The 16,041-nt window shown below is 50.5% G+C and carries 15 protein-coding genes and 1 pseudogene; 15 read left to right on the forward strand and 1 reads right to left on the reverse strand.

Going from position 1 to position 16,041, the window contains the following annotated elements; genetic code table 11:
* Positions 1–91 precede the first annotated feature (91 nt).
* The 3 genes from ACZOWY_RS02650 to ACZOWY_RS02660 all read left to right on the forward strand — a co-directional run bounded on the left by ACZOWY_RS02650 (position 92) and on the right by ACZOWY_RS02660 (position 4,541).
* Positions 92–2,590 (forward strand): excinuclease ABC subunit UvrA, encoded by a 2,499-nt coding sequence (locus ACZOWY_RS02650; protein WP_484392616.1) that lies wholly within the window; start codon positions 92–94, stop codon positions 2,588–2,590.
* Between the two features lie 142 nt (positions 2,591–2,732).
* The gene (locus tag ACZOWY_RS02655) at positions 2,733–3,389 is read left to right on the forward strand and encodes a hypothetical protein (RefSeq protein WP_484392617.1); all 657 of its coding nucleotides are present in this window, start codon (positions 2,733–2,735) and stop codon (positions 3,387–3,389) included.
* A gap of 261 nt (positions 3,390–3,650) precedes the next feature.
* Positions 3,651–4,541, forward strand: coding sequence for a DUF362 domain-containing protein (locus ACZOWY_RS02660; protein ID WP_484392787.1), 891 nt, complete (start codon positions 3,651–3,653; stop codon positions 4,539–4,541).
* 98 nt (positions 4,542–4,639) lie between these two features.
* On the opposite strand, the gene ACZOWY_RS02665 is transcribed toward ACZOWY_RS02660, so the two are convergent.
* Complete coding sequence (locus tag ACZOWY_RS02665) at positions 4,640–4,816, reverse strand: hypothetical protein (RefSeq protein WP_484392618.1); 177 nt, start codon at positions 4,814–4,816, stop codon at positions 4,640–4,642.
* A 112-nt stretch (positions 4,817–4,928) separates the two neighbouring features.
* Between ACZOWY_RS02665 and ACZOWY_RS02670 the strand changes: the two genes are divergently transcribed.
* From ACZOWY_RS02670 to ACZOWY_RS02725, 12 genes and pseudogenes are all read left to right on the forward strand, one after another.
* The gene (locus ACZOWY_RS02670) at positions 4,929–5,972 is read left to right on the forward strand and encodes a threonine aldolase family protein (protein ID WP_484392619.1); all 1,044 of its coding nucleotides are present in this window, start codon (positions 4,929–4,931) and stop codon (positions 5,970–5,972) included.
* Between the two features lie 74 nt (positions 5,973–6,046).
* A pseudogene (locus ACZOWY_RS02675) lies at positions 6,047–6,820 on the forward strand (PhzF family phenazine biosynthesis protein).
* 233 nt (positions 6,821–7,053) lie between these two features.
* On the forward strand, positions 7,054–7,848 hold the full coding sequence (locus tag ACZOWY_RS02680; protein ID WP_484392789.1) for a carboxymuconolactone decarboxylase family protein: 795 nt from the start codon (positions 7,054–7,056) through the stop codon (positions 7,846–7,848).
* An 87-nt stretch (positions 7,849–7,935) separates the two neighbouring features.
* Positions 7,936–8,880, forward strand: a complete 945-nt coding sequence (locus tag ACZOWY_RS02685) for a LysR family transcriptional regulator (RefSeq protein WP_484392620.1) — start codon at positions 7,936–7,938, stop codon at positions 8,878–8,880.
* A gap of 180 nt (positions 8,881–9,060) precedes the next feature.
* Positions 9,061–10,506, forward strand: a complete 1,446-nt coding sequence (locus ACZOWY_RS02690; protein ID WP_484392621.1) for an MATE family efflux transporter — start codon at positions 9,061–9,063, stop codon at positions 10,504–10,506.
* Between the two features lie 123 nt (positions 10,507–10,629).
* Entirely contained in the window at positions 10,630–11,199 is a 570-nt protein-coding gene (locus tag ACZOWY_RS02695; RefSeq protein ID WP_484392622.1) for a DUF3793 family protein, read from the forward strand.
* A 40-nt stretch (positions 11,200–11,239) separates the two neighbouring features.
* Positions 11,240–11,662 carry a flavodoxin gene (locus tag ACZOWY_RS02700; RefSeq protein ID WP_484392623.1) on the forward strand — a complete coding sequence of 141 codons (423 nt, stop codon included), beginning with the start codon at positions 11,240–11,242 and terminating at the stop codon, positions 11,660–11,662.
* A gap of 212 nt (positions 11,663–11,874) precedes the next feature.
* Positions 11,875–12,453, forward strand: coding sequence for a manganese efflux pump MntP (locus ACZOWY_RS02705; RefSeq protein ID WP_484392624.1), 579 nt, complete (start codon positions 11,875–11,877; stop codon positions 12,451–12,453).
* A gap of 103 nt (positions 12,454–12,556) precedes the next feature.
* Positions 12,557–13,438: a DMT family transporter gene (locus ACZOWY_RS02710; RefSeq protein ID WP_484392625.1), complete on the forward strand. Its 882-nt coding sequence runs from the start codon at positions 12,557–12,559 to the stop codon at positions 13,436–13,438.
* A gap of 487 nt (positions 13,439–13,925) precedes the next feature.
* Positions 13,926–14,306, forward strand: a complete 381-nt coding sequence (locus ACZOWY_RS02715) for a hypothetical protein (RefSeq protein WP_484392626.1) — start codon at positions 13,926–13,928, stop codon at positions 14,304–14,306.
* Between the two features lie 78 nt (positions 14,307–14,384).
* A complete protein-coding gene (locus ACZOWY_RS02720; protein ID WP_484392627.1) occupies positions 14,385–15,266 on the forward strand; it encodes a hypothetical protein in 882 nt (293 codons plus the stop codon).
* A gap of 90 nt (positions 15,267–15,356) precedes the next feature.
* Entirely contained in the window at positions 15,357–16,040 is a 684-nt protein-coding gene (locus ACZOWY_RS02725; RefSeq protein ID WP_484392628.1) for a hypothetical protein, read from the forward strand.
* Position 16,041: the final 1 nt, after the last annotated feature.

Here is a 16,041-nt window from a genome sequence, read left to right on the forward strand (position 1 = left end):
TTTTTTGTAAAAGTGGGTACCATTATGTTATAGTAACAGTAAGCAGCAGTAACATATTTCCATAAAAGTGAAAAGGAAAAGCAAAACCAGTATGAAAAATAACAGAACGGCCCCCCGTCACATAATCGTCCGCGGGGCAAAGGTACATAACCTGAAAAACATTGACGTGGACATTCCTCTCGGCAAGCTGGTGGCTATTGCGGGCGTTTCCGGATCCGGAAAATCTTCGCTGGCGCTGGGCACGTTGTACGCGGAAGGGTCGCGACGGTACCTGGAAGCCCTTTCCACCTACACCCGACGCCGCATTACCCAGGCCGGCCGGGCCGAGGTAGACGAAATCAAACATGTTCCGGCTGCGCTGGCCCTGCACCAACGTCCGGGTATTCCCGGCATCCGCAGTACATTCGGAACCGCTTCGGAACTGCTGAACAGCCTGCGTCTGCTGTTCTCCCGCCTGGGCAGTCACTGTTGTCCTAACGGACATCCCTGCCCGCCGGACATGAACGTGGCGCTGATGCTTCCCACAAAATGTCCCGTCTGCGGTGAAGAGTTTTACGGCCCCGGTGCGGAAGCGATGGCCTTTAATTCGGAAGGGGCCTGTCCGTCCTGTTCCGGCACGGGCGTGATCCGCACCGTGAATGAGGATTCGCTGGTGCCTGATGATTCCCTGACTATCGACGAAGGGGCCGTGGCACCCTGGCAGACCCTGATGTGGTCCCTGATGAAAGATATCGCCCGGGATCTGGGCGTGCGCACCGATGTACCGTTCCGCGACCTTACTCCGAAAGAAAAGGAAATCGTCTTTCACGGCCCGGCCAAAAAGCATCATCTTCTCTATATGAACGAGAAAACGAATATGGCGGGAGAGATGGACTTCACGTATTATAACGCTGTCTATACGGTGGAAAACGCGCTGGCCAAAGTCAAAGACGAAAAGGGCATGAAACGGGTGGAAAAATTCCTGCACGAATCTGCCTGTCCCGATTGCGGCGGTACCAGATTATCGGCGAAAGTTCGCTCCACAACACTGGCCGGAAAAAATCTGGCGGAAGCGACAGCCATGACACTGGCGGACCTGATTCCGTGGGTGCAGGCTGTACCGGGAACGCTGCCGGAAGAGATGCGTCCCATGGCGGATAGTATCATCCAGTCATTTTTGGACAATGCAAAACGACTAATTGACCTGGGCCTCGGGTATCTTACCCTCGACCGGGCCAGCAATACGCTGTCTACCGGTGAACGGCAGCGGGTGCAGCTGGCCCGCGCCGTCCGCAACGAAACAACGGGCGTCCTGTATGTGCTGGACGAGCCCAGCATCGGGCTTCATCCGTCTAATATTGACGGTCTGATGAACGTGGTGGACAGTCTGATTGCCGACGGTAACTCCGTGGTGCTGGTGGACCATGACGTCCGGGTGCTGAAGCAGGCAGACCATATGATCGAACTGGGACCGCTGGCCGGTACCCAGGGAGGAACTGTCCTGGCCCAGGGTACCATCGGTGAGATTATGGCAGCCGGCGCATCCAAAATTGCGCCCTTCCTGGCAGATACCGGGCATAGGAAGATACGCAGACGCGCCAAAGCGTCGGACGTGTTCCATCTGGGTACGATTCGTATGGAGACGTGTCCGATCCACACCGTGCACGCGCTGAACGTTGCCATCCCCAAAGGCAGGCTCACGGCGGTCACGGGCGTGTCCGGCTCCGGCAAAACGACGCTGGTGCTGGAGAGCCTGATTCCCGGTCTGGCGACGCACTGCGCAGGGGAGAAACTGCCGTTTCCGGTGAAAACTGTGGAGGCGGAGGGCATCCGCCGCGCCAGTCTGATCGACGCATCGCCCATCGGCATCAATATCCGTTCCACGGTTGCAACCTACAGCGGTATTCTGGATGAACTGCGCAAGCTGTTCGCAGGGACGGATGCGGCGAAAGCCGGGAAACTGAAAGCCGGAGACTTCTCCTACAACACCGGTTCACTGCGCTGCCCGGTCTGCGACGGAACCGGGCAGATTTCCCTTGACGTACAGTTTTTGCCGGATGTAACCATAACCTGTCCGGAATGCGAAGGAAAACGCTACAGCGGGGAGGCGGAGAAAATCCTCTGGAAGCCGAAAACATCAGAGAAGGCTTTTTCTCTTCCCGAACTGATGGCGATGACTGTGGACGACACGATGGAACTTTTTAAGGACAGGAAGAAAATATACGAAAAGCTGAACGTGCTGCACGACCTCGGCCTGGGCTACCTTACGCTGGGAGAAGACACCCCGGCTCTCTCCGGCGGCGAAGCGCAGCGTCTGAAACTGGCCAGCGAAATGGGACGGACCCAGGAAGATTCCGTGTTCGTATTTGATGAACCCACCATCGGCCTGCACCCGCTGGATGTGCAGGTATTGCTGGGCGTGTTTGACCGTCTGGTGGAAGCTGGCGCTACCGTTCTTGTGATTGAACACGATTTAGACGTAATCGCCAACGCGGACTATGTTATCGACATGGGACCGGGCGGCGGCGAACAGGGCGGGCGTATCGTGGCCTGCGGAACTCCGGAGCAAATCCGGCAGTCCAAAGAAAGCATTACCGGCCGGTATCTGTGAAGAAACGCTGAACATTTCGTAAAAAACCGGCCGGTGGCCAGTCATTTCCGAGTCAGACGGTTCATACAACAGATACGTAAAAGAGGTTGTTTCGTTGTAAAAAGCGCTGATAAGTAAGTCAGAGAGAACAGGAGGGAAGACCATGAGTTCTATTCTGGATAAGTATAAGGTATTTTATAATGACAAGGTAATCGGTTACTACTATATCTACAGCAACCACAAGGCAACGTATTACACAGAATGGGGCTGCCCCTGGGATATGGAAGACAAGTTGAAGGAACTGGGGCTCGAAAAGGAATTACAGGAAACAACCCCCCTGAAGGTGTTCACCGATTTGATCAATGACGCAAACCGGGTGCCTGGAAGAAGGCGTATCCTGTATCAGAAGGGACCCTTGCTGCTGGAACGTTATCCCATGGATACAGGGGAACGGTTTACAGTCTACCGGCGCGGAGCAAAGAAAGGGACGCCGGAGTATTCGCCGCTTTCTCACGATGCGCCGCATTACGAAGGACCAAAAACCCCGGAAGGAATGCGCGAATGGGCTTCCTGGTATGCTTTCAACAAGATGGATGACGGAACGTATGAAGCGGAACTGGATGAAGCATGGTGGTGGGGCGGCGGTCATAATGACGGCGGTACCATCCACCGTGAGATACCGGAGGAATGGTTTGACTTGCCCTACGAGGACTTTCTGCGGAACGTAGTGACTCTTGCGGCGGCATCCCACTATGGATTTACTGCTGAATTATTGCTGGAGAAAGACGGACTGAAAGAGTTCTTTGGATTCAGCGGATGATATGGCCGCTGCGGAATCCCTCCAGTTGGTTGCGGACGTGTTAACAAAATATACAAAATTTATACCGCCGGACAAAGGCGGTGGAAAGGATGGATCATGAAAGTATCTGTGAAAAAAGTTCTTCCGATTTTATTGACCGCATCTATGGTGGCTGCCTGTGGCGGCGCTACGGCGAAACAGCAACCAGCCCCGGAGAAGAAAGCAGAAACCAAACCGGCTGCGGTGGCGACCGTTAATACAGACGGCTCCAAATATATTCCGATGGATAAACGGAGCGGCCCGAAATCCGTGGTGTATTTCACCCGGGATCTGAGCGCCAAAGGGCTGCAGAAAATTTATGAAAAAGTGAACCAGGATATCACCGGCAAGGTTGCCATTAAGCTGCACACCGGTGAAAAGAACGGCCCGAACATCATTCCCCGTGACTGGGTGAAAGAACTGATTGCAAAGGATATCCCCGGCGCGACCATCGTGGAAACCAACACTTACTACAACGGCGACCGTTATACGACAGAAGGACACCGGGAAGTCCTGAAGGTAAACGGCTGGACCTTCTGCCCGGTAGATATCATGGACGAAGAGGGTACGGTGATGCTGCCGGTGAAGGGCGGCAAATATTTTAAGGAAATGTCCATGGGAAGCCATGTGACCCGGTACGATTCCCTGGTGACGCTGACCCACTTCAAGGGGCATACCATGGGCGGCTTCGGCGGTTCCAACAAAAACCTGGCCATCGGCATGGCAGACGGGCGCATCGGTAAAAAGATGATTCACGCCGGCGACAGCGGCTCCCAGTGGGGCATTACCAAAGAAGAATTTATGGAACGCATGGTGGAATCCACCAAGGCTACCGTAGATCACTTCGGGAAACACATCACCTTCATCAACGTGCTGCGGAACATGAGCGTGTCCTGCGACTGTGAAGGAACGGCAGCTGCCCCTGTCACCACCCCGGACATCGGTATTCTGGCCTCCAAAGATATCCTGGCGGTGGACCAGGCTTCCGTGGATATGGTTTATGCCTTGCACGACGGTAAGGGCCACGACCTGATTGAACGGATGGAAAGCCGTCACGGCCTGCGACAGCTCACTTATATGAAAGAGATGGGCATGGGCAACGATCTGTATGAAATTGTAGATCTGGATAAATAAGAAAACAGCTCTGCATAACATATAACCAGCCGGTAACCGGAAGGCTTACTGTTGCGCAGAGCTTGTTTTTTGGGGCAGAAAAACACAACGGGTACGGGTTATACATTGCGGAGTTTGCTGATGGCAAAGGCAATAAACCGTTTTGCTGCAGGGGATAGTTCAGTTTCTGACGGATAGGCAATACCGAGGGAGATAAACTGCGGGGGTTCCGCCGCAGCACTGAGGCTTCCAAGTTCAACAGCCTTGATGACTGCTTCACATTGAATAATTTCCATGGTGAGATCATCTTTCTATGAATTAATTCATGATAATGATAACAAAACATCATTTTACTTATGGATGATTTCATTTATAATCTGTTCCAGAACGAGTCAAGGAGGCAACAAGATGAAAACAGAAAGTAAAAAACTGTCCTTTGCATGCGATTATATGAAGGGAGCGCATCCTTTCATCATCCGCAGGATTGCGGAAACAAATATGATGAAAACCGCAGGGTACGGTCAGGATGAGATTTCCGCGGAAGCCAGGAAGAAAATCCGGAAAGCCTGTCAGAGCGAAGATGCTGCTGTAGAGTTTTTGCTTGGGGGTACTCAGGCGAATGCGGTGATGATCGATGCGCTGCTGCATTCTTACCAGGGTGTGATTGCGGCCGAAACCGGGCACATCAGCGTACATGAAGCCGGAGCTATTGAAACAAACGGGCATAAAGTTCTTGCGTTGCCGCACAAATTCGGTAAACTGGATGCCGAAACGGTGCGCCGTTATGTGAGGGATTTTTACAATGACGCAAATCATGAACACATGGTGATGCCGGGCATGGTATACATTTCCCATCCCACGGAATACGGCACACTGTATTCCAAAAACGAGCTGAAGGCATTGCGCGAGGTTTGCAATGAATATCGTCTTCATCTTTATCTGGATGGGGCGCGGCTGGCCTATGCCCTCGCCTGTCCCGAAAACGATATTACGTTGCCGGACCTTGCGGAACTGTGCGATGCTTTCTATATTGGCGGAACCAAATGCGGCGCTTTGTTCGGGGAAGCTGTGGTCATACCCGATCCGAACCTGATTCCGCACCTCTTTACGATTATTAAACAGCATGGCGCATTGTTTGCCAAAGGGAGGCTTCTGGGGATTCAGTTTGATGAATTGTTCCGGGATGATTTGTATCTTCGGATCGGTCAGCCGGCGATTCAGGCTGCGGATAAAATACGGGATGCATTGCTTGCAAAAGGATATCAGCTGTTTTTTGAAACGCCGACCAATCAGGTTTTCTGTGTTGTGGAGAACGGAAAACTGGAACAGCTGGGGCAGGCGGTCGAGTACGGCTTCTGGGAAAAGTTTGATGCCACACATACCGTGGTCCGGTTTGCTACGGACTGGGGCACCACACCGGAGGAAACAGAAGCATTGATAGAAGTTTTATAAATTGTTATGTTAAATTAATATACGGAATAAAAGAATTAAAGAAACACGATACATTTATTTTGGTGGGATTGCAAATGAAACAATATGTAGTTGACGCATTTTCCAAAGAAGTATTTCACGGTAACTAGGCGGCGGTTTGCGTGATGGAGCAATGGATTCCGGAAGAACTCATGATGAACATTACCAAAGAGAACAATTTTTCCGAAACCGCCTTTACCGTAAAAGAAGGAAATGCGTATCACCTGCGCTGGTTTACGCCGGGTGGGGAAATCGACCTGTGCGGCCACGCGACGCTGGGAACGGCGTATGTGATTCTGAATTTTTATGAAACGGAAGCGGAGCAGGTGAACTTTCAGACACGCAGCGGTCTGCTTACGGTGAAGCGGAGCGGTGATTTATATGAAATGGATTTTCCTGCTTACAATCTGACGCCGGTAACGGTTACCGATGCAATGGAACAAGCGCTGGGCGCAAGGCCTGCAGAAGCGTTTATGGCAAGAGATCTTCTTTGCGTGTTTGAAGAGGAACAAACGGTACGGAACCTGACGCCGGATCTGGAAAAAGTGAAAGAACTGGAAGGGCTCCTGTTGCATGCTACGGCAGCAGGAAATGAATACGACTGCGTTTCCAGAAGCTTTGCGCCAAAACTGGAAGTGCCGGAAGATCCGGTCTGCGGCTCCGGGCACTGTCATATCGTTCCGTATTGGGCAAAACGAAAAGGAAAAGAAGAAATCGTGGCGTATCAGGCTTCGGCAAGAGGCGGTGTATTATACTGCCGTATGGATGGCACGCATATCAAAATGAGCGGTCACGTGGCCGTGTATTCAGAAGCTGAATTGTTCGTGTGACAGCTGCGGGATTGTTTACAAGAGTAAGGTTTCTGGTATGCCTTAAAAGCATTACAGGTAATTGACAGCAGGTATTTGTTTTCCCTTCATATATTGCTTATAATGATCGTGTAGCAATACAACCTATGAGGGGGAGCAAACATATGAAAAGGAAATGGAAAACCGTGGCGGCAGCCTTTGCAGGCGCGTCAATCTTACTGTCAGTGAATTTGGTAAACGTGGAGGCGGCAACAATGACAAACGCAAATCAGAAAGTTGCAAAGAAAATTATACAGACGGCAGGCAGGAATGCATTGGGTGAATTCGCACCCGATTTTGCCCGCTACAACGATGATATTTTGTTTGGCGAAGTGTGGTCGAAGAACGATGTGTTATCCTTGCATGACCGGAGTATCGTGACCGTATCGGCGTTGGTGTCTTCCGGCATCATTGACAGTTCGCTGAAATATCATCTGCAGTCTGCCAAAAATAACGGCGTGACAAAAGCGGAGATGGCGGAGATCATCACCCAGTTAGGTTTTTATGCCGGCTGGCCCAAAGCATGGGGCGCATTTAACATGGCCAAGGAAGTGTATGCGGAACCGGCGGCAGCAAATTCCGCAACGCTGACAGATAAGGAAAAATTCCAGCAGGAAATCATGTTCCCCATCGGCGAACCGAATACAGCATATGCCGACTATTTCATCGGCCAAAGCTATCTGGCTCCTGTTTCCACTCAGCAGGTGGCCATGTATAATGTCACCTTCGAACCGGGCTGCCGAAATAACTGGCACATCCATCATGCCAAAGCCGGCGGCGGCCAGATGCTGATCTGCGTAGGCGGCGAGGGCTGGTATCAGGAATACGGCAAACCGGCGGTGAAACTGCTGCCCGGAACCGTAGTCAACATTCCTGCCAATGTGAAGCACTGGCACGGAGCGGCGGCAGACTCCTGGATGTCCCATCTGGCCATTGAAGTAGCTGGCGAGGAAACCAGCAACGAATGGTGCGAGCCGGTAACGGATGAAGAGTATAAAAAGCTGAAATAAGAAAACAGGTCAAAGAAAGAAAAAGCATAACAGCAAACCGTACTGCTCTGGATCCTTTGATATTTTAGTTAAAGCGAGGCTTTTATTATGGAACTGCGCCAGCTTTTATATTTTGTCACCTGCGCGCGTTGCGGGTCGCTGACAACGGCGGCAGAAGAACTTTATACAACACAGCCCCACGTCAGCATGGTCATTCGCGAATTGGAGAAGGAACTGGGAACGCCTCTGTTTTTGCGCCGGTCTAACGGCGTCGAGCTGACGGAGGCGGGCACGCGGGTCTACGGTTATGCCCAGGACGCACTGCGAAACGCTGAACTGTTTCGTTCTGTGGGGGCCGAGCAACGGAACCATTCATTGCGCGTGCTGACAAACAATAGCAGCAACATGGCGGTCATGGTGACAGCGTTTTACAACGAGCGGACCCGTGACGACAAAAAGGAGCCGGGTCTTTATTTGCAGTTTACGGAATGCGGCATTGAAAAGATGATTACACTTCTTTCCGCAAACGAGTACGATTTGGGCTTTCTCTTTGTTCCGGACACAAAACGTTCCGCGCTCCGTTATCTGATTGACCGGCGTCAGCTCATGTTTACACCGCTTCTCGATACGGATCTTGTTCTTTATGTTGGAAAAGATCATCCCCTGGCCAACCGTTCTTCCGTAACCCCGGAGGAACTGGCATCGCTTTCCTTCATTCAACTGGAAGACGATTTCTTTACCGTTGAAGATCTGTTGACAGGATCGCCCGCGTTCAGCAAACAGACGCTGGCTATCCGCCGCATGGTACGGACGAACAGCGACCACATGATGATCCGTATGTTGGAAAAAACAGAGCTTTGCAATCTGGGCAGCTATTGGTTAAGGGATACCTATCGTCAGTACGATTTCCGCCGCATTCCCGTCGAGGGCATGCAGGGGCGTATTGCTTTTGGTTACATCTCACGCAAGAGTGAGCCGTTGAGTGCAGATTCGACTGACTTTCTGGGATTTCTGCGCCGCACATTACAATCGGATGCGGTGGGAGCAAAATGAAATATTGATACAGATAACTACGCCCTGATTCGTTTGCAAGCTGTCTGCGCACAGGAAATGTATGCAACAGACCCATAAGGATTTGTTATACCCTGACATAAAAATCATACCATATCGAAAATACGTCTTATTTGCTATACTTTTTTAAAACAAGAATGTAGCAGGGAAGGCGTTTTTTTTATGAATATTACTTCTTGTGGCAAATCAGATCAGGAATCTCTCTCAATAAAAGACAGGAACTCATCCGGATTGCCTGAAGAAGCGGCCACGGGCGAGGTGCGCATGGACGTGGGCCCTATTCACCGGAAACTGCTTGCGTATGCTGTGCCGCTGCTTCTTATGCAGCTTTTGCTGCAATTTTACAATATTGCGGACTGCGCGGTAATCGGACGGTTTGGCGGCGCTTTCGGTCTTGCGGCGGTTGGCGTTGCCGGGCTGGTGCTGGCGGTACATATCAATTTCTTTATCGGTTTTGGCGTCGGCGTCACGTCCGCTGTCTCACGGCTCTTTGGTGCGTGCCAGTATGACAAACTGCGCCGGGCCATTGCCACATCGGTGGCGATTGCGACTGCTGCAGGTATTATCCTGATGTTTATGGGGGAGCTGCTGGGCAAACGTTACCTGTTATGGCTCTCCTGTCCGGCTGAAGCGATGAGTGAAGCGCTTTTGTACGTTCACATCTGTTTCCTCGGTCTGATTCCGCAACTCGTATATAATGTTTCCAATGGTGTTTTGCGTGCCCTTGGCAATACGAAAACACCGCTCTGTTTTCTGGCAGGCTCGGCTGTTTTGAACGTAGTTCTCGACCTTGTGCTTGCAGTGGGAATGAACTGCGGTCTGGAAGGCGTCGCCTGGGCCACGGTGTTCTCACAGTGGGGGCTGGGGCTTGCCATGCTCTGGCGGCTTACGCGGCTCGATGAACGTTTTCGTCTTACTGCCGGTACAACTCTTCTGCCTATGTCCGAACTGCTCAGGCTGTTACGTCTTGGTATTCCGTCGGGAATGCAGGCTGCGTTCATGAGCATTTCTTCCCTGTTGATCCAGGTCAGCATTGACGGTTTTGGACCTGCGGCCATGGCGGGTATGGTAGTCTATGCGAAAATCGAAGGCTTTTTGTATTATCCGGCCTTTGCCTATGGCATGGCGCTGACGGGTTTTATCGGGCAGAATCTTGGCTCCGGACGGCTTGACCGCGTGGAGGAAGCCATGCGCATCAGCCGGCGCACGGCGATATACGGCACGATGGCTGTCGGTGCCGGTCTGATACTGATCGCACAACCATTGGTAGCCTTTTTTACGGAAGACGCGGCGACCCATGCAAACGCCCTTGCCGCCGTATACTGGACCTTCCCGTTCTATTTCCTCTATTCATTGAACCAGGTGTACATCGGTGGGCTCAAAGGCATTGGCGAAACGGGTATCCCCATGTTTTCCGCGCTTTTTGCTTACGCCCTGTTCCGGGTGCTTTGGTGCGAAGCGTTACTGCCTCACTGGAATGATATGGCGGTCATCTACAACGCCTATAACGTCAGCTTCCTCATGTCATTGGCGATTCTCGTGCCTGCCTACCGGCGTGTTTATTATAGATTGTACACATCCAGTGCCTTTGAAAGACCGGCACTGTGAAACTGTATTGTTCTAACAGTCTGTTGACAGGTTTAACAAATTCTGTTATTATATCATTAGTTAGCAAACGCTAACCAATTTTTAAATCATGATGTTAGCGATTGCTAACTGCGGTAACTGACTATGTGCGAAGAAGATATCATCCGTTATTGCGCTCCCACGCTGGCTGGGATGAAGGCCGGCAGCCTGTTTGCCTGCTGTTATCCCTGTAAAGCGTTGTTGCGGGAGGAAGTGCGCAGCCTGAACCGTCGCCTGGGTGGGAAGGGGCTGCGCGTGCTTCCCTTAAATTACAAAAAGAACCGGGCGCTTCTGTATTTTTTCCGGCCGGATATGCTGAAACAGAGCTTACGCAATTCCCTTGCCTGCCAACTTCTGGAACAACGCGGATATCCTTGTGAGAATCTGGATCGTTGCATTATCAGGCTGATGGAACAGCTCAGGGCTGCACAGGAATTCCCGCATGAAATCGGACTGTTTTTGGGATATCCGCCAGAGGATGTTAAGGGTTTCATAGAACAGCGGGCGTTGAACAGTAAATGCACCGGTTGTTGGAAGGTGTACGGAAACCGGGAAGAAGCGGAGCAGACTTTTGACCGTTACAAAAAATGCACGGATTGTTATCTCCGGAACTGGAAGCAGGGAAAGTCATTGGAGACTCTGACAGTTTCCATGTCAGTAAAGAACAGGTCATGATGTTTTAAAATTTATTAATCAGACAGGAAAGGTGATCAAAATGAGTAAAGTAGCAGTAGTGTATTGGAGCGGAACCGGTAATACGGAAATGATGGCGAATGCAGTCGCGGACGGCGCGAAAACGAAAGGCGCGGAAGTGGAAGTTTTCACTCCCGCAGCGTTTGACTCCGCCAAAATGGATTTGTACGACGCCGTTGCATTCGGCTGCCCGGCTATGGGCGCGGAAGTGTTGGAGGAAAGCGAATTCCAGCCGATGTTTGATGAGTGCGCGGCGAAATTATCCGGGAAAAAGATTGCCCTGTTCGGTTCCTGGGGCTGGGGCGGCGGCGAATGGATGCGGAACTGGGAAGCTCAGTGCCGTGATCTGGGCGCGGTTCTTGCCTGCGATTCTGTCACCTGCGCCAACCAGCCGGAGGAAGATACGCTGGGCGCCTGCATGAATCTGGGCGCCGCGCTGGCGTGATGCCGGTCTTTTCTTGTTCTATTGACAAAAACAAGTTTTTGTGTTACAGTACCAACTTAATAAGGGAGTAGTCAGCACGTATATCGTGCGGGATATCAACAGACTGGAGCAATCCTGGTATCACCTTAATTGGCGAGACTTATCTGCAGCGAGTGGATAAGGATCGCCTTTTTTATTCACCGCTGAATAAACCATCAGGGGAGATAAAAATTATGACGTTTTTAGAGTTGCTGCTTCTGGCAGTAGGATTAAGCATGGACGCCTTTGCCGTTTCGATTTGTAAGGGGCTGGCTATGCGAAGGGCGACATTCAGGGCGGGAATGACCTGCGGCATCTGGTTCGGCGGTTTTCAGGCTCTGATGCCGCTGATCGGATTCTACCTGGGCATGTTATTCGCGGATACCATTCGCGCCATCGATCATTGGATCGCCTTTGTTCTGCTGGGGCTGATCGGAGCCAATATGCTGAAGGAAGGGTTTGCGCAGAAAGAGGCAGGCGAAGTGGATGGAAAAGGCGCGGACATGTCCATGAAAACAATGTTTTTGCTGGCGGTGGCTACTTCCATTGACGCCCTTGCGGTCGGTATCTCCCTGGCTATGGCGGGCAATGTGGATATTTGGACAGCCATTGCCCTGATCGGTATCTTTACCTGTTTCTTCTGTGCGGCCGGGGTAAAAATCGGCAATGTGTTCGGCAACCGGTTTGAAGATTCGGCGCAGATTGTCGGCGGTGTCATTTTGATTCTGCTGGGTACTAAGATTTTGCTGGAGCACCTTGGTTACCTTGCGTAATCGGGGATGCCTGAAATGTGACGGACTGCTTTGTGCAAACAGATGCGGTTTGCGGCTGCAGGAGTTTGTCTGCAGATTAAGTTTAAAATAGTAATGGACGACAATGACGATGGGAACTCTTATGGTGATGTTGAGCGCTGCGATGTGGGGGCTCAGCGGGGTATGCGGACAGTTTCTGTTTGAGAATTATCATCCGTATCCGGTCTGGCTGATTGCAGTGCGGCAGGTGGCAGCGGGGATATTATTTCTGCTGGTTATGCGTATTAAAGGAGAACCGCTTTTAGCCTTGTGGCGGAGCGGTCGCAAAAATATTACAGAAATGCTTTGGTTCACTCTGGGACTTTTGGGCGCGCAGTTTATGTACTATTACACAATCAGCGTTTCTAATGCGCCCACTTCGACCATCCTGCAGTATCAGGCGCCGATATTTATTATCCTGTGGCAGGCTTTTGTCCAAAGGCGCATGCCGGAAGGGAGGGAACTGCTGGGCGTTGTGCTGGCCATGACCGGCGTGTTTCTCATCAGCACCCATGGCGATCCGTCGCATCTGGTCATTTCACCTGTGGCGCTGGTGTCAGGCGAGCTTTCGGCCATTGCGCTTTGCATTTATATGATTGCGCCGGAAAACATCCTGAAACAGTTTCCAACCATGCTGATCATGGGCTGGGGCCAATTAATCTCCTCGTTATTCCTGTTGCCTTTCTGTAATCTCGCTGATTCCGGCGTAAGTCTCTGGACACCGGCGGCTGCGGGCGCGGTAACATTTATTATTCTGGGGGGAACGATTATTCCTTTTACCCTGTTTCTGGCAGGGGTGAAAATTATCGGGCCGACGAAAGCGTCGCTTATCAGCTGTTTTGAACCCCTCGCCACAATCCTCTTCACCGTTTTCTTTTTGGGGACCGTGTTGCTTCCCGTCGATTACGCAGGGATGGCGTTCATTATGATTACGGTATTTTTGTTAAGCGTGAAGAAAAATACGTGAAGGTTGTAAACGCAAGGAAGGGATAAATGAGCGTGGATTACGTTCATCATTTTTTGTGCCCGGGGGATTTTTGCTATAATGAATAAAAGAGTCGCTGAGTATTTGGGGGAGAAACCTGACTTGAAGTAATGGAACAATATGTTATAATAAATATAATAGTATAATTAAAAAGTAATTCCAAAACGTGAGCATTATAAAAGATAAAGACGAAAGAAGTACAAAGCGAAAGAGCGCGCTCGCGGGTGTTAAAGAGAATGTAAAAAATACAAAAATAGTTCCGTAAAAGGGGTTGACAGGAAATGTCAGGTCGGACTACGCTTTTCAGAGTAGAGCAGAGCAGAGCAGTAGCTAACTGCGCCCTTTTGCAATTACATATAAAACAGGTTAACCGTTTGATGTAACATGATGCATGTTGCATTAAGCGGTTATTTTGTTTTCCAGGGTAATTTGCTTACGTGTCAACCGGTAAAGACGGAGGGAATGTCCATTGAGCGGATGTATTTTAGTTGGTTTAGCGATTGCGTGCTGTGTGGCAGGTTTTGTTCTGAACAGCAGGTATTCAAATAAATACGGCGAAGCGGCGGTACAGTGGAGACCTTTCGTTTTACAATTTGTATTTCTTTGCGGTGTGTTATCGCAGCTCCCCGGCGATGGGATATCCTGCTGGTTCTTATTCTGGGCAATCGGTGTAGTAATTTCTTGTGCAGCAGGCTTGTGGATGTGCCGACAACATGCAAAGCGTCAACAGGCCGGAGCTGATGACACGGTTGCCGCCATGGCAGCGCAGGTGATTTTGCCCATTGGTATAGCAATTGTGGTTCTGTTGGTTGCCGGTATGATAGCGTTTGGCTTTCTTTGGGATCATTAATTCATGATGAGATACATAGATTTTATGGGGAGGTGAAAATTCGGTATGAGAAAAAGCGTGCGATTCGGCTTGGCTGTAATGTGTGCAGCATTAACTCTGCTTTCTGTTACAGATACGGCAAACGCGGCTCCTGCAACGGGGAAGAATGCGGAACGTTCTGTAGCGAACTGGTATTGGAGCGATGAGGGCGAAATATGGCCGCCTGCTGCCGGACGGTATGAACGGAAAAATGACAACGGTGTGACAAATGCGTATATCAATGTAACGGTGCTGCCGGATCAATGGCCGGTGATCACACTGCGCGCCTGTGATTACAATGGAACCGATGATGAAAAAGGCTGGGAAGCGTTATCCCAGGCTCCGGCTGTCGCACTGGGCGGGCAGATTATCGGTCTGGCAATCACGGATTCCCCTCCGGACAAGAAATATATCAAAGCAGGAATGAAACCTGTCCAACTCCGTCTGGGCGCCCAGTTCGCCACTGGCGCCGAAGTCCGGGGTATCCATAGAGGAAACGGGACTGGGTCCATGCTGGATGATGCACAGATCCAGCTGATGCATGCAGGCGTCACTTCGGAAAAAGACGGACTGGTTCTGGACTATTTCGGGCATAACGGACTGCGTTTACCAGACGTCCGCGGTGAATATGTATTGAATAAAAACCGTACGCCGCGGGCTGACGAGTTCGCCGCCTGTGCACTGGTTGCCGCGCTGCCTGTTCGCGAAACCGACACCGACTTTACGGATAAGACGTTGCAAATCATACCGGAGGCTGTAACGGGCAGCATGATGCCGAAATACAAATACATCATTAAGAATTATGGCTTTGCCGTTAAAGTATTCCAAAATGGTAAACTGCTCCGCACCTTCATGGTGCCGAAAGATTTAAGCGCTGTGTACCGCTTCGACAGCGATGGCGGCGATGTGATGATTTACAATATCGACGGATCGAAAGGGTGATGAACAGATCCTCCGCATGGAATGGAAATGAGGGAGGATGTATTATTCAGGTTGTTTAATATTTATACACATTTAAGGAGGTTTGTTATTATGGATCGGGCACGAAAAATTATAGCCCTAAGCCTTGTGGCGGTATTTCTTGTTACCGTGACAGTGTTTGCTGCCGTAAAAGGGTTTTCGTCAAAAGTAACTTTTAACGGTACAAAAGGCTTTGCGTGGATGTCTTGGGCAGGACATACTTCGCAAAGGGGAGCTTATATCCTGGACAGTAAAAATAAGAGAATCGCGAATTTTAAAGTCATGAAGCCCCAAAAAGTGTATAAAAAGAATAACACAACTTACGGGTATTACTCATACCGGCTTAACATGTCCCGGTTTAAAGCCGGAAAATACAAACTGGTCACGTATAAGCCGTATTACAATTGGGGTGAAGAATATATTACGATTCCTTTTACATACCCCGGTGCTTCTTTTCTGCAATATCATTCTACAAAGGTTATCCGGAACGATAACGGCGACCTGATGCAGCGGTTATATTTCAAACGGAATAATGCCAGAGGAAAAGGTTTGCATTTCCAGATATTCAATAATAAAAATCAACTGGTGCGTAGTTTCAACTTCAAGTCGAGTAATTCTAACCAGTGGTTCTGTTTCGACTGGAACGGCTGGGCCGCAAAGAATTCGGGCAGACGTTCTCCCCGAGGTGTATATACGATTAAGTACTGGGTTGACGGCAGATCGCCCCGTACGGCAAAATTCAGGCTGGCACTGTAAG

This window comes from Succiniclasticum sp. (genome assembly GCF_056977735.1).

Coding starts and splice junctions, on each gene's coding strand:
- ACZOWY_RS02650 (WP_484392616.1), top strand. CDS start 92: ATGAAAAATAACAGAACGGCCCCCCGTCACATAATCGTCCGCGGGGCA.
- ACZOWY_RS02690 (WP_484392621.1), top strand. CDS start 9,061: ATGAATATTACTTCTTGTGGCAAATCAGATCAGGAATCTCTCTCAATA.
- ACZOWY_RS02670 (WP_484392619.1), top strand. CDS start 4,929: ATGAAAACAGAAAGTAAAAAACTGTCCTTTGCATGCGATTATATGAAG.
- ACZOWY_RS02710 (WP_484392625.1), top strand. CDS start 12,557: ATGACGATGGGAACTCTTATGGTGATGTTGAGCGCTGCGATGTGGGGG.
- ACZOWY_RS02660 (WP_484392787.1), top strand. CDS start 3,651: ATGGATAAACGGAGCGGCCCGAAATCCGTGGTGTATTTCACCCGGGAT.
- ACZOWY_RS02725 (WP_484392628.1), top strand. CDS start 15,357: ATGGATCGGGCACGAAAAATTATAGCCCTAAGCCTTGTGGCGGTATTT.
- ACZOWY_RS02665 (WP_484392618.1), bottom strand. CDS start 4,816: ATGGAAATTATTCAATGTGAAGCAGTCATCAAGGCTGTTGAACTTGGA.
- ACZOWY_RS02680 (WP_484392789.1), top strand. CDS start 7,054: ATGACAAACGCAAATCAGAAAGTTGCAAAGAAAATTATACAGACGGCA.
- ACZOWY_RS02705 (WP_484392624.1), top strand. CDS start 11,875: ATGACGTTTTTAGAGTTGCTGCTTCTGGCAGTAGGATTAAGCATGGAC.
- ACZOWY_RS02720 (WP_484392627.1), top strand. CDS start 14,385: ATGTGTGCAGCATTAACTCTGCTTTCTGTTACAGATACGGCAAACGCG.
- ACZOWY_RS02700 (WP_484392623.1), top strand. CDS start 11,240: ATGAGTAAAGTAGCAGTAGTGTATTGGAGCGGAACCGGTAATACGGAA.
- ACZOWY_RS02655 (WP_484392617.1), top strand. CDS start 2,733: ATGAGTTCTATTCTGGATAAGTATAAGGTATTTTATAATGACAAGGTA.
- ACZOWY_RS02695 (WP_484392622.1), top strand. CDS start 10,630: ATGTGCGAAGAAGATATCATCCGTTATTGCGCTCCCACGCTGGCTGGG.
- ACZOWY_RS02685 (WP_484392620.1), top strand. CDS start 7,936: ATGGAACTGCGCCAGCTTTTATATTTTGTCACCTGCGCGCGTTGCGGG.